This window comes from Pseudoalteromonas sp. Ld20 (assembly GCF_045064175.1).
Taxonomy (GTDB): Bacteria; Pseudomonadota; Gammaproteobacteria; order Enterobacterales; family Alteromonadaceae; genus Pseudoalteromonas; species Pseudoalteromonas neustonica.
This window is the reverse complement of the sequence record NZ_JBISHB010000035.1, coordinates 1-14,051: the sequence shown is the minus strand read 5'-3', so window position 1 is coordinate 14,051 and position 14,051 is coordinate 1. Positions and strand designations below refer to the sequence as shown.

Annotated in this window: 5 protein-coding genes and 3 pseudogenes; 3 read left to right on the top strand and 5 right to left on the bottom strand. The window is 38.6% G+C overall.

Annotated elements, in window-relative coordinates; translation table 11 throughout:
* Positions 1–8: 8 nt before the first annotated feature.
* On the bottom strand, positions 9–842 hold the full coding sequence (locus ACJJVX_RS11570; protein WP_405631565.1) for a helix-turn-helix domain-containing protein: 834 nt from the start codon (positions 840–842) through the stop codon (positions 9–11).
* A gap of 775 nt (positions 843–1,617) precedes the next feature.
* Between ACJJVX_RS11570 and ACJJVX_RS11565 the strand changes: the two genes are divergently transcribed.
* The 3 genes from ACJJVX_RS11565 to ACJJVX_RS11555 all read left to right on the top strand — a co-directional run bounded on the left by ACJJVX_RS11565 (position 1,618) and on the right by ACJJVX_RS11555 (position 8,421).
* A complete protein-coding gene (locus tag ACJJVX_RS11565) occupies positions 1,618–3,084 on the top strand; it encodes a basic secretory protein-like protein (protein WP_405631563.1) in 1,467 nt (488 codons plus the stop codon).
* Positions 3,085–3,452: 368 nt separating this feature from the next.
* Positions 3,453–6,284: a TonB-dependent receptor domain-containing protein gene (locus ACJJVX_RS11560; RefSeq protein WP_405631561.1), complete on the top strand. Its 2,832-nt coding sequence runs from the start codon at positions 3,453–3,455 to the stop codon at positions 6,282–6,284.
* Between the two features lie 61 nt (positions 6,285–6,345).
* Positions 6,346–8,421, top strand: a complete 2,076-nt coding sequence (locus ACJJVX_RS11555; RefSeq protein ID WP_054206485.1) for a basic secretory protein-like protein — start codon at positions 6,346–6,348, stop codon at positions 8,419–8,421.
* Positions 8,422–9,008: 587 nt separating this feature from the next.
* On the opposite strand, the pseudogene ACJJVX_RS11550 reads toward ACJJVX_RS11555, so the two are convergent.
* From ACJJVX_RS11550 to ACJJVX_RS11535, 4 genes and pseudogenes are all read right to left on the bottom strand, one after another.
* Positions 9,009–9,772, bottom strand: a pseudogene (locus ACJJVX_RS11550) (transposase); the annotation flags it as partial.
* A 201-nt stretch (positions 9,773–9,973) separates the two neighbouring features.
* Positions 9,974–10,751 (bottom strand): annotated as a pseudogene (locus tag ACJJVX_RS11545) (transposase).
* Positions 10,752–10,937: 186 nt separating this feature from the next.
* A pseudogene (locus ACJJVX_RS11540) lies at positions 10,938–11,911 on the bottom strand (transposase).
* A gap of 174 nt (positions 11,912–12,085) precedes the next feature.
* On the bottom strand, positions 12,086–13,690 hold the full coding sequence (locus tag ACJJVX_RS11535) for an SEC-C metal-binding domain-containing protein (RefSeq protein ID WP_405631559.1): 1,605 nt from the start codon (positions 13,688–13,690) through the stop codon (positions 12,086–12,088).
* Between the last annotated feature and the right edge of the window lie 361 nt (positions 13,691–14,051).

Below are 14,051 nucleotides of genomic sequence, written 5' to 3'. Positions count from 1 at the left end.
AAGCCTATTTATAGAATAGATGTAACATCACCTCGCTTTGATGAAAAAAGTTTTGCTAGCTGGCGTGGTGTTATATTAAATTGGTTTTTAAGTGTTCGCGTAAAGTGACTTTGATCTGAAAAACCGCCAAAAGCACTCGCTGAACTAATACTATTTTGGTCACATAAAATAGCCGAAATGCTTTTTTGCAAGGCTAATCGTTGTCGATATTGTGAAATTGACATACCAAAATAGGTTTGAAAAATACGACTCAGGTGTACTCTGTGCACCCCCACACTCACTGCTATTTGCTCGATGCTCATATCACTTTCGTTTAAGGCCTGCTCTGCGAGTTTTAGCCACGTAGGCGGATACCTTAACTTTTTGGCGTAAAGGATGGTGGCGCTAAAAATGCCAAGCACACGCTCTTCATAATCAATGTGTTGTGAACAACTTGGTTGCATCAACATACCGCTCATACCATGCCATTGCGCTGACATTTGACTTAGTTCACTAAAGCGATGATTTAACGCGCCATATTCATCAAAAAAAGCCGATTGCTCCGAGTCAATATTGACTGATAGAAAAAAAGCGCCATAGGGACCAATAACGTTACTGTGCCTATGCGACAACGGTTTATACTCAACAACACCTATTTGGTTTTCTACTTCTGAGGATCTACTTTTTTCTATTGCTTGACCTGATACAAGCGAAGAAAATTGGCTCACTTTATGGCTATGCATAGGCATAAAAACATGAGGAAAATAATACACCAATTTGACTGTTTTAATTACCTCACTGTTGGCAGGAACAACTGTAATAGCACGATGTTCTTCATCTTCGCTAAATTTAAACGTATTCATTATTAATATTCCCATACAAAACTCGAAGCTTGACAAAAACAGCATTATTGGTGCTATTTAAGAGTCAGTAATACGTTATACAATGAGTGGTCATTTATTGGTTCAGAGCCACCAGCATTTTAAATAACTGTTAATAAGAAATGCATGATGCGTTGTGTAAGAGGCTTAAGGTTAAAAGGCTCATACTACCCAACTATAGGTCGATGTCGAGAGCAATAGTATCACCCTTATTACCCGACAAGATCCTAAATAAACGACCAAGTGTACGGAAAAACCATATGATAAATTCAATAAGAAACTCAACGATAAGTTCAAGTATATCAATTTTGGAGTTTTCTGAATCACGCTTTCCACGTTTTTTACTTGACCAAATTGTATAGGCGAATAGATAAAAAAGAAAACCTGCAAGTATGTATTTCCAGTCGAACTGAACGAGAAACATATCCATAATTAATAATGTCATGCTATGAATCCCAAAGTAGCCAAAGTTATTCTTAAAAACCATATATATTTAGTCCTATAAGAGGTCAATAAACTGGACAGCCACTTTAATTGAGTAAATAAAGCTGTGCTACCAAACATTAGGATGGGTGTTATTTTTGTTATTTGTTATCCCATCTTTGTTATCATCTTTTATCTTCATCTATAAAGGTCAACACGCCCTAATACTTTCAGTAAAGTTTAATTGTAAAAGGAATATTCTGAGGTCAATTAACCTTGCTATTTTTGGAACGTTGCAATAAATTACTACAAAAATCACACTAAATTTAAAATAATGATGAAAAAACGACTTTCTATACTGCCTATTTTTTTACTAACTGGCTGTAGCTTCACACCTACAATAAATAATAATGACCTTGTACTGATTGATATCACTGATCCCCTTTCAACGACAAGTAAAGTGTCTAGTCAATACCCTGATGAAATAGCCGGTGAAGGGTTAACCCAATTATTTGATGATTCAAAAAGTAGTAAATACCTATCAAAACAAAGTAGCACTTGGGTTCAGTTTGATTATGGCGCGCCTATCTCAGTAAAAAAATACCGATTAACCTCAGCGCAAGATGCACCAATGCGCGACCCAAGCAATTGGACGCTACGTGGCTCAAATAATCAGACTGACTGGCAAACACTGCAAACAATCAGTGACTTTAAATTTGCACAGAGGGGTTTTACCGCAGAATTTGAGCTTGATAATGAAAGTAGCTATCAGTTTTACCGCCTTGAAATGACCCAACGCGGTAAAACACAATGGGGAGACAATTATCTTCAGTTGGCGGACTTACAGCTTTTAGCCCCTACCAAGTTACCTGTTGTTGACTTTCTGGTATCAAAACAGATTGTAAAACCAAATGAAAATGTACAACTACAAAGCAATACGCTTAACAAACCAACCAGTTATGTATGGCGCGCTAATAAAACCATACTCGCTAAAAACGCACCATCCCCAACAGTGAGTTTTGCTGAACCTGGCAGTTATAATTTATCTTTAAAAGCGATTAATAATTATGGTTCAGACACCTTAACCAAATATAATGCAATTAAAGTACTCGATAAAAGTAAGCCATGGCAAGGGTTTAAAACTCCAACTGTAAAGTTGAATTTTATTGATAAAAAATCACCGGGTTATCATCGTCTAATTGCACTATTTCCTGATTTATCCCAAACAATTGATGATGTTACACATCAATTAGTTAAAGAATTATATAAAAATTTTGCAGAAGTACCAGAGTTTCGCCAAGTAGAATTTAAATTAGAGTGGATGGATACATTAGCGTATCGCAGCGGTGATGAAACCAATATGGTTATCGCCTTTAGCTCAAAATATATTACTGAAAAACTCAAAGATCAACCCGATGAAGTCGTCAAATATGAGTTGCTCGGTGTGCTTTGGCATGAGCTTACCCATGGTTACCAGCTGTTTCCTGCAAACACCAGTTATGCATCTGACGACACTCACGCCTTTATTGAAGGCATGGCCGACTTGATCAGAATTGAAGCTGGCTATCATAAAACACGCTCACCTAAAACCTCACAAACATGGCTTGGTGGTTATACTAATACAGGGTTTTTCTTAAAGTGGTTATCTGACAACAAAGTGGATGATTTTGCATACCGATTTAATCAAACTGCAAAAAATATTGAACCGTGGTCGTTTCAAACTGCCATAGAATCACTCACTGACGAGCCTCTTTCTTCACTTTGGGAACAATACCAGCAGAGCCTAATCACTGCTCAATAAACTAAATAATAAAAAGCATATAGCCAATTATATGCTTTTTACTAATAAATATGCATATCCCCACCCTCTTTGTTCGCCAAGTAGCCCTCCAACCCCCTCTAAATTACTGCCTCAAAGTTACCTGCCCTTACATTTTAAATTGACCTTAAAATAGAAAGCTTTGTGAACTAAATGTAATTTTTGTTTGACATTGTTTATTTTCTAGCTGATTATTGGATCGTTCCTATTTCTGGGTTTGTTTTTAATAAATAAAATTGATATACGAATAAAATATAAATATTTATTAGCCTGTAGCTATGCAAATTTAGTTTTTTTTAGCTTTAAATTGGAACGTTCTAAACTATATAAATAATAAAATGGGTGGGGATATGAATAAGTTACCAAAAAGATATTTTTTTTCTAAAATCTGCATAGCGCTGTCATGCGCCTTGTCAATTCCGGTTATTGCGGCTGAACAAAATACTGAAAATAACGTCGCAGAGACTGAAATTGAACGTATAGTAACAACTGGTTCGCGTATTAAACGTACCGAACTTGAAGGGGTTGTGAACGTATTTTCGATCACCTCTGATGATATGATCAAAAATGGATTTTCATCTGTTTATGATGCGCTGGCAAATAATACAGCAGCAACGGGCGCTGTTTTAGGTGAAGTTAACACAGGCTCTTATACACCTGGTGCAAAAGAGCTCAACCTACGAGGTTTAGGCCCTGAGTACACTTTGATCCTCGTTAACGGTAAGCGTCTAGCATATTACCCTATGCCTTTTGGCGGCCAAACAAACTTTGTTAACCTAGATATGATACCAACTGCAATGGTTGATCGTATTGATATTCAAACGGGCGGCGCGTCAGCTATTTACGGCTCAGAAGCAATGGGTGGCGTTGTTAATATCATCACCAAAAAAGGAATTGAAGGTCAATATATCGATATTGACGGTGGTGTAGATACGTATGGCTCAAATCGCCGTAAAAGCGTTAGTTTTGTAGGTGGCTATAGCAAAGATGCATGGACCCTTGATTACGCATTAGAATACAAAGATAACGCAGGGCTTTTTTCAAGTGATCGTCCTTATCACGACAGTCTGTGGGATAACCCTGCGCCAAATGGAAACCGCGAATTAAACCGATCTATTACTGTTTACTCGCTTGATACACCAACAATCAATAACTACAGTACACAATATTGCAACACCGAAACTAACCCTCACCCAAAGGCTGTGCAACACTTTATTCAGCGTAATAATTATGGCATGAGCTGTGGCTGGGATGAAACAGGCGACAACCATTTAATAAATAAAAATCAAACATTTAGTGGTTACTTAAATTCAGAATATGAATTAAGTAATGACCTTACCTTATTTGCAAATGGCTTTTATATCAGCCAAGAAAAGAAAGGTAGCCGTGGCACATTATTCTTTAACGATACTGAGTTTTGGGATCCTGATCTAGCAAACAAAGACGGCAGTCAAGGCGCTAGTGTAAAATACATGTGGCGTAAAGTGCTCGACAATGAGTACACCAATGATGGTTATGGTCGTACATTTAAAGACACTTCTTATTCATTTAACTTTGGTGTTATGGGCCAATTTGCTGACTTAGATTACTCACTAGGCTTTTCACGCTCAGAGTATGACTTTTCTGACCGCTATTTGCATAACACCAAAACAGGTCTGTCATCTGTTCTTGGTGCGAAACTCGGCGAAGTTAATAACCTACCAATACACCGCCCAAATTACGGGTTGTGGTTTGGTGAGCTAACCCCTGATTCAGCACTGCAAATTGCTGACTGGGCAACTTACCAAGGTAACTCATTCAATAACACGTTTACTGCGGATATCACAGGCGATTTATTCGAACTTCCAGCTGGGCCAGTGGCGTTTTCAGCCTATATAGAATTTATGAATGAAGGGACAGAAGCAATCCCTGATGAACGAGTTCTAAATAAAGAGTTTGAAGGTCTGACAGGGGTAACAACAAAAGGCGAGCGGGATCGTTATGCCGCGGCAATTGAAGTATTAGTTCCTGTGACTGATACGCTTGATATCGAATCCGCTGTACGTTATGACTATTATGATGATGACTCTAACGTAGGCGGCGCATTTTCCACACAATTAGGTTTAAGCTACCGTCCTGTTGAAGAAGTCGTTTTTAGAACAGCAATGGGCACAACATTCCGTGGGCCTGATTTAGCGGCTGTTTATAAAGGCTTTAGTGGTAACTTTGGCGCAGGCAACGACCGCATCCTTGCAGATGCATGTAAACAATTAGCCAACTCAGACGAAGCACTAGAATATGACGCCAGTGCTCTGGCAACTAGTTGCGCAAACGCAGACCTTCAAAGCAACCCTGATCAACCCAGCTTACAAGTAAACTTTGAAAGTGTATCAACTGGTGATAAAAGCTTAAAAGAAGAAACCGGAAGCACCTTTACTGCGGGTATCGTCTATGAGTTTAACGAATACCTTTCGTTTAATATCGACTACTACGACATTACAATCAAAGACAAAATTCAAGTCCTCAGTGCAGGCTACATTATGTCGATTGACTATGACTGCCAAACAGGCGTATTTGATAGTAACTCTGAGCGCTGTAAAAACATGGCTTCGCGCATTCAACGCTACGACGGCGCAGGCAATGGCACTGACCGACTAGGTAACCCAATCTCTGGCGACCCTTACACACCGCATACAATTACTGAAGGCTATATTAATGCATCTGAACGTCAAGATGCTGGTGTTGATATTGGCGTTAAAGGCCTAGCTGAAACTGACCTTGGCTCGTTCAAGTATCAGTTTAACTTAACTCGCACACTGAAAAAGAAAGAGCGTTTGCGTGCTGGCGATGAGTTACTTGATTTACTTGATGACCAAAACAACATGGATTTTCGCACATTAGCGAATGCGAGCGTTACCTGGGAGCACGATAATACTGCTATTTCTGTATTAGCGAATTACAAAGGCGCCCTGTGGAATAACGCCAATTATGGTGATCGCGTAAAATTGCCCGCATGGACCCGCTACAACCTAACTTTAGGTCAACAGCTAAATGAAGATGCACGCGTTATTTTCACTATTAATAACCTATTTAATGCGATGCCTCCACAAGATGAAACGTTTACAGGCTACCCATTTTATCGCATGGGCGCATACGACACACTTGGGCGCCAATTCTCGCTGCGCTTAACTTACGCCTTTTAAAATACCACAGGTGCTTAATATTAATTAAGCACCTAATAATAATTAAAAATCAGGTAATATCATGAAAAAATTACATTTATCAACAATCGCTTTGTGTGTAACAAGTCTGCTAGTCGGGTGCAATGACGGCTCTGGGTTTGTTTCAACAGCAAAACCAAAAACAGATACCCCTGCGGTTGTAACAGAAACCGCGGTTAGAAACATGAGCACTGATGCAGGCCGTGAAATCTCAGCGATTGATGCAGACTCGCCACCAGCTGAAACAGTTAGCAATTTATTTGATGGTAATAAAGGCACTAAATTTTTAACGTTTTCAAAAAATGCGACCGTCATATTTAAAGCCAGCCAGGCTTATGAGCTCGTGTCGTATAACTTCATTTCAGCAGATGACGAACCCAACAGAGATCCAAAAAACTGGGTACTCAAAGCCTCAAACGATGCTAACGAATGGCTTGAAATTGATAGCCAAGCTAACCAAGTATTTGCTAAACGTGGGCAATTAAATAGTTATGAGATTGAAGGCGAATTAAGTGCTTATCAATATTATAAATTTGAACTCGTTCACGGTGGCACTGATAGCTATGGGAACGATATTTTGCAACTTGCTGAAATTGAGCTTCAAGTAAAAGCAAAAGCCCCGATAGTTAGCTATAACGTCAATGATAAAACGCCAGAAGTTGACCAATTTATCATTTTTAAAGACACCTCTTTAGCTGGCGCTACAAGCTGGGAATGGCAATTTGAAGATGGAACACCAGCAACAAGTACAGCGCTAAGCCCTCTAGTCAAATTTAGTTCGTTAGGGCCTAAAACAGTTACACTCACGGCAAGTAATGATAAAGGCAGCACGACGTTAGTAGATAAAAATGCGATTCGTGTTTGGGACCCTGCTACACCATGGGCTGGCTTTCCAAAACCTGCGGTTAGTTACACTAAAAACTTAGCAGATCACCCTGGGCAACTCGCATTAGAGCGTGTAATGCCTGACTTAACAGACATTATCCATCAAATTTCATTAGGCGTTGCGCAAATTCTTTATACTAACGTAACTGAAATCAATGTATTCGAAACACTGAATTTTGAAACAGGTGAATATGACTTTCCCGCAGCAAAAAGCGGCACAGATAAAAATATGATTTTATATTTTGATCTAAACCACTTAGCTAACCTAGAAAGTAAAGGCGATGAAGCATTACGTCAAGAGATCATGGGTATACTGTGGCACGAATTAACCCATGGCTACAATAACACGCCAGCAAACGGCGAATATAAACCCGGTGCAGAGCTTCACAGCTACCTAGAAGGCTTAGCTAATTATGTGCGTATTAAAGCAGGCTTTTTAGAACATCAACGCCCACAAATTAGCTGGATCGATAGCTGGAATGAAGATGCCTACAATCAAACATCGTTCTTTTTAGAATGGGTGGCGAATACAAATCAAAATACTGATTTTATACGTTTATTTAATGCCTCAGCCAATGAAATTGAAGAATGGAGTTTTGACGCTGCATTTAAATCAATTTTTTCAGCGCAACGCGGTATAGATGTTGTTTTCGCGCAGTATCAGCAGTATTTAAAAAATGACTTAGGGTTAACTCCCTCTTACCCAACACCGGTAGAAGGTTACCGTAACTTTGCACAAGATGCCGGCATGACAGTAACGGGCTACGCCACTGATGTAGGTATTTGGGGAGAAGGGGTTGATAAAACAACGGATAATAACGTTAAAAATAAATATAACGCGATCATTGAAGCGCCGTGGTGGGTAGCAGAGCACGCCCCTACACTACTGCCCATACAAGTCGTCTCCAGTGTTGATGTTGATTTTAGTTTTGAACAAACTCAGCTACTTAACCGCTACAGTATTGCAACGGGTAACGATAACCCACAACGCGATCCAACTAGCTGGCAAGTATTTGGCTCAACCGATGGTGCCAACTGGCAACTTATTGATACCGCCATGTTCCCCGATAATCCTGCACGCTTAGTTACCTATCAATTTGAAGTACCGAGTAATACAACTGCTTATGCATATTACCGGTTCAGCTTTTTAAATGAGCAAACAGGCGATGGTGTTGGAGGCGATGAAGGCCGCCTAGTTCAACTTGGCGAAATTGCATTACTAACTAAAGAATAAATTTTTGTGAAACCCCGGGTAAACAAAAAGCCTTAACGTCAATGTTAAGGCTTTTTTATTTTAAAGCTAAAGTAACCACCTCAATAAAAAGGAAAGTAAAAATAAGACCAAGTTGATACAAATGATTATTAATAATAATTTGTAAAAGAAAGATCGCTCTCAGTAGCACCTGACCAACGCCATCCGTCACAGTAAAATACCTTACCAATTATTATCAACATCTTATGTTGTCGAGTGGCTGGAGAGTGCCATGAGCGGACGGTCAGGAATTATAATATCTGAAGTCAAAATTTGATCCCATTGGCTTTAATCGAGTGATTTTCGTGATCAAAGCTTAATGAGAATATGCAAGTGGGTCTGCATTCAAGACAACACCTACAGCAATGAAATAAACTAGACAGCCACTTTAATTGAGTAAATAAAACTGTGCTACTAAGTTTACTCTTTTAGGCTAAAAACTTATCTCTTTTTATATCATCACTTGCACATCGTTCATTAAGCGAGCGCCTATACTGTGAAACCTAAATTACGCGCATGAAAATAACTGCATAATTGCAGTTTTAACTTTTTACTGAGGACTTTTAACTTTATGCCAGTAGCTTTTCGCTGTTACTGACGTTGCTACGCCGTTTTCTGCTCAAGTGTTCACAGTAACTCTCTTGTGAGGTCGTCCTACCTACTGCGCCATGAAATACGCGCGTAAATTGCGTGGTCAATTTTAACCAGTTTTCTGGGGAGATATTGACTCTTTCTAGTAAAGGTAAATGTGTGCTTTCAATATACCCGCGTTTGCCTTCTCGTATACAACGCCCTGTTAATTCAACCAATTCAAGGTAAGATTTAAGTTCAAACGGTAGCCCTTTTGGCATAATTTGACGTGGCATACCGGCAAAACGCAATAATTTTTTTGGTTGCTTGCCCTCTGTTGCGTTTTCAATGCGTTTTTGTACACTGGTGTAGTCAGATATTTCCGGTGTTTGCGCCATTTTTGCTCTGATTGGGTTTAAATCTACATAGGCCATACAGGCGGCGAGTGCGGCTTCATCTAATAATGCTTGGGATTTAAAGCGGCCTTCCCAAAATCGGCCTGTGCAGTTATCTTCCTTATTGGCTTTACGCGCAATGTCTTCATTTAATAATCGCATAAACCAACTGATACTTGCTAAGCGCTCTCGGTATTGCTCAACTGTTTGGTTTAAAAAGATGCGCTCTGCTTTACACAGCTTATGCCAGCGAATAACAATCGCTTTATCATTTAGTCTATTGGCTTTTTTATCATCAACATACAAGACTAAATGAGTGTGCAAAACACCTTGGCTAATCCAATCAGCTTATCTTCAACCCAGCCTCGAAATAAACTAGACAGCCACTTTAATTGAGTAAATAAAACTGTGCTACTAAGTTTACTCTTTTAGGCTAAAAACTTATCTCTTTTTATATCATCACTTGCACATCGTTCATTAAGCGAGCGCCTATACTGTGAAACCTAAATTACGCACATGAAAATAACTGCATAATTGCAGTTTTAACTTTTTACTGAGGACTTTTAACTTTATGCCAGTAGCTTTTCGCTGTTACTGACGTTGCTACGCCGTTTTCTGCTCAAGTGTTCACAGTAACTCTCTTGTGAGGTCGTCCTACCTACTGCGCCATGAAATACACGCGTAAATTGCGTGGTCAATTTTAACCAGTTTTCTGGGGAGATATTGACTCTTTCTAGTAAAGGTAAATGTGTGCTTTCAATATACCCGCGTTTGCCTTCTCGTATACAACGCCCTGTTAATTCAACCAATTCAAGGTAAGATTTAAGTTCAAACGGTAGCCCTTTTGGCATAATTTGACGTGGCATACCGGCAAAACGCAATAATTTTTTTGGTTGCTTGCCCTCTGTTGCGTTTTCAATGCGTTTTTGTACACTGGTGTAGTCAGATATTTCCGGTGTTTGCGCCATTTTGCTCTGATTGGGTTTAAATCTACATAGGCCATACAGGCGGCGAGTGCGGCTTCATCTAATAATGCTTGGGATTTAAAGCGGCCTTCCCAAAATCGGCCTGTGCAGTTATCTTCCTTATTGGCTTTACGCGCAATGTCTTCATTTAATAATCGCATAAACCAACTGATACTTGCTAAGCGCTCTCGGTATTGCTCAACTGTTTGGTTTAAAAAGATGCGCTCTGCTTTACACAGCTTATGCCAGCGAATAACAATCGCTTTATCATTTAGTCTATTGGCTTTTTTATCATCAACATACAAGACTAAATGAGTGTGCAAAACACCTTGGCTAATCCAATCAGCTTATCTTCAACCCAGCCTCGAAATAAACTAGACAGCCACTTTAATTGAGTAAATAAAACTGTGCTACTAAGTTTACTCTTTTAGGCTAAAAACTTATCTCTTTTTATATCATCACTTGCACATCGTTCATTAAGCGAGCGCCTATACTGTGAAACCTAAATTACGCACATGAAAATAACTGCATAATTGCAGTTTTAACTTTTTACTGAGGACTTTTAACTTTATGCCAGTAGCTTTTCGCTGTTACTGACGTTGCTACGCCGTTTTCTGCTCAAGTGTTCACAGTAACTCTCTTGTGAGGTCGTCCTACCTACTGCGCCATGAAATACACGCGTAAATTGCGTGGTCAATTTTAACCAGTTTTCTGGGGAGATATTGACTCTTTCTAGTAAAGGTAAATGTGTGCTTTCAATATACCCGCGTTTGCCTTCTCGTATACAACGCCCTGTTAATTCAACCAATTCAAGGTAAGATTTAAGTTCAAACGGTAGCCCTTTTGGCATAATTTGACGTGGCATACCGGCAAAACGCAATAATTTTTTTGGTTGCTTGCCCTCTGTTGCGTTTTCAATGCGTTTTTGTACACTGGTGTAGTCAGATATTTCCGGTGTTTGCGCCATTTTGCTCTGATTGGGTTTAAATCTACATAGGCCATACAGGCGGCGAGTGCGGCTTCATCTAATAATGCTTGGGATTTAAAGCGGCCTTCCCAAAATCGGCCTGTGCAGTTATCTTCCTTATTGGCTTTACGCGCAATGTCTTCATTTAATAATCGCATAAACCAACTGATACTTGCTAGCCGTTCACGGTATTGGTTTACTGTTTGACTAAAAAAGATAAGTTCAGCTTTACTTAGCTTTTCACCTTGCATGTATTTTTGAGTAAGCAAAGTGCCCTTACAGAGTTTATGCCAACGAATAACAATCGCTTTATCATTTAGTCGATTCGCTTTTTTATCATCTACATACAGGACTAAATGAGTGTGGTTACTCATGACTGCATAGGCACACACATCAATGCAAAATGCCTTCGCCAATGTGAGTAGCTTATCTTCAACCCAGCCTCTGCGATGCTCAAAAGACTTCCCTGTAAAACGGTCTTCCCCGCACAAGAAAGCACGACGAACGCAACGTGAAATACAGTGATAATACTTTGTATCAACCAAACTTACTTGACGCCTTCTTGCTATTGCCATGTGACACCCAGATTATATTTTGCACTAACTCAAAGTTAGTGCAAAATATAAAAAATACAAACTTTAGGATGGGTGTCATCGTTGTTCGTTTCACTAACTCAAAGTTAGTGCAAAATATAAAAAATACAAACTTTAGGATGGGTGTCATCGTTGTTCGTTTCATCGTTGTTCGTTTCAAGCACAACACTTTTTGAACTTTTTACCAGAACCACAAGTGCAAAGAGTGTTCCTACCAAGTTTTCTAGTCGCTTCCTTGGGACTTTTATTAGCTATGCTCTTATAAAATAACTTGTGGGCTAATTTAGGCCTTTCTCCCACCGAAGCTAGCTTATCTAAAAATACTTGCGACTCAAAAACCTTTCCTTCAGGATTAAAATTTAGTAGGAACTTGGTATGTTCTTTATATGCTAACCCTAACAAGGTTATCGCTTCATCATATCTTGCTAGCCATTTCGGGGATAACGTATTTAATTTTCTTTTTATTTTTATAGGTGTAGCATCATATCTAAAGAGCTGTATTAGTCTACTTATACCTTCCTTCATGATATTTATATCATTTTTATCTGATCCATTACTAAATAAGTATTCTGCTCGTTCTAAATGTATTTGATAATCGTCAGGGTATCGTTCCAAATAATCCTTATAAATGAGCCTTATAGTTTCAACAGGATGTGAAGACTCACTAAATATTTTCAGATACAGCTTGTATGCATCCCGGCTCCCTTTTTCGATTGCTAATTCTAACCTTTTTAATGATTGCTCTACATCCTTATCAGTCAAGTGTGGGTTATTGAGTACAGATCTTGCTTGAATAAAAATGGCATTTACATTTTCTGATTTTAATGACTTTTCATACCATTGAGAGGATAGCTTATCGTTCTTCAAACCAAACTTCGATGAGGAGTAAATCTGACTAAGCAAAAATTGTGCTTGGCTTTCTCCATCAGATGCAGCCTCATCAAGAAAGCGAACTGCCTCTTCAATATCATCTTCATGCGGTTCATCGGAATCATGAATCAACTGTCCGAATGCAACTTTAGATTTTATAAACCCCCTGCATGCAGAGGTATAAAGATAGCCTTTAGCCTTCTCAATATCTTTGTCGCGATGTATCTGGTTCAGTATAATATGGCTGTATTCAAATAAAGCTTCGGGATGTAAATCCCTAGCAGCTTCTTCTATTAAGTCTATTGACTTCATAAGTGATGATTGCTCAAAAAAATACTTACCCTTATCTTTAAACTGCTCTTGGTACTTATTAAACAAGGCCATTGCGACTTCAAATTTTGCATTTTTATCATTATTAAATAGCGCCTGATAGCACCACTCTTTTACCAACGAATCTGTTTCTTTAATGAATGTATAAGCTGGAACGTTTGATGTTTTACACGACCAATAATCTTCAACTAAGGCGCAAAAACAATTGAGTGTCGCTAATGCAAGCTTTTGATATTCTTCATAGGTGATGTCGTATTGTTCTCTATGGGCACCTTTATTACCTGCGTCTCTGACTAAATCTATATTATCGATTATAGATGAACGAAATGATTTAGATGATTGAATATCCTTTTGCTTATCGAAAAGGGATTTACCCGTTATTTGTATTTTATATTCATCAATAATTTCATCACATAATAAGACTAACAATCCCCTTAGCTCGACTAAGGTTTGAATTGGTGCATCAATATATAAGTTTTTCGCCTTTTCATAGCATTCAGAAAAGCTGGCATTAAATTTTGAAACGAACTGTATGTCCGTTAGTGGAGCTGGAGTAGTCATGAGTAACATCCGTATTCTTTTTTATATTTGCGGTATTTTAAAATTAAGCTCTATGTAAGCCCATATTCCATTTGCTGAAACTTTAACAAAACAAACTTTTTTTTACTAATTGTAATTCAAAGTGTTTCTAGTAAATACGTAAGCGTTATTTAAAACGAATAAACGTTACTTCAGTTAAAAAGTGAATAAGTGTATTGGCAAAGACAATAGACCTCAATTATACTGTATAAATAAGGCTATGTTGTATTTCAGTGTTGGTGAACTATATTTAATATACTGAAACCTAATAACGGTAGGTGCAACATGGCTTCCAAGCAGTTTCAAAATATACTACATCACATTACCAACTTAAATTACGCTC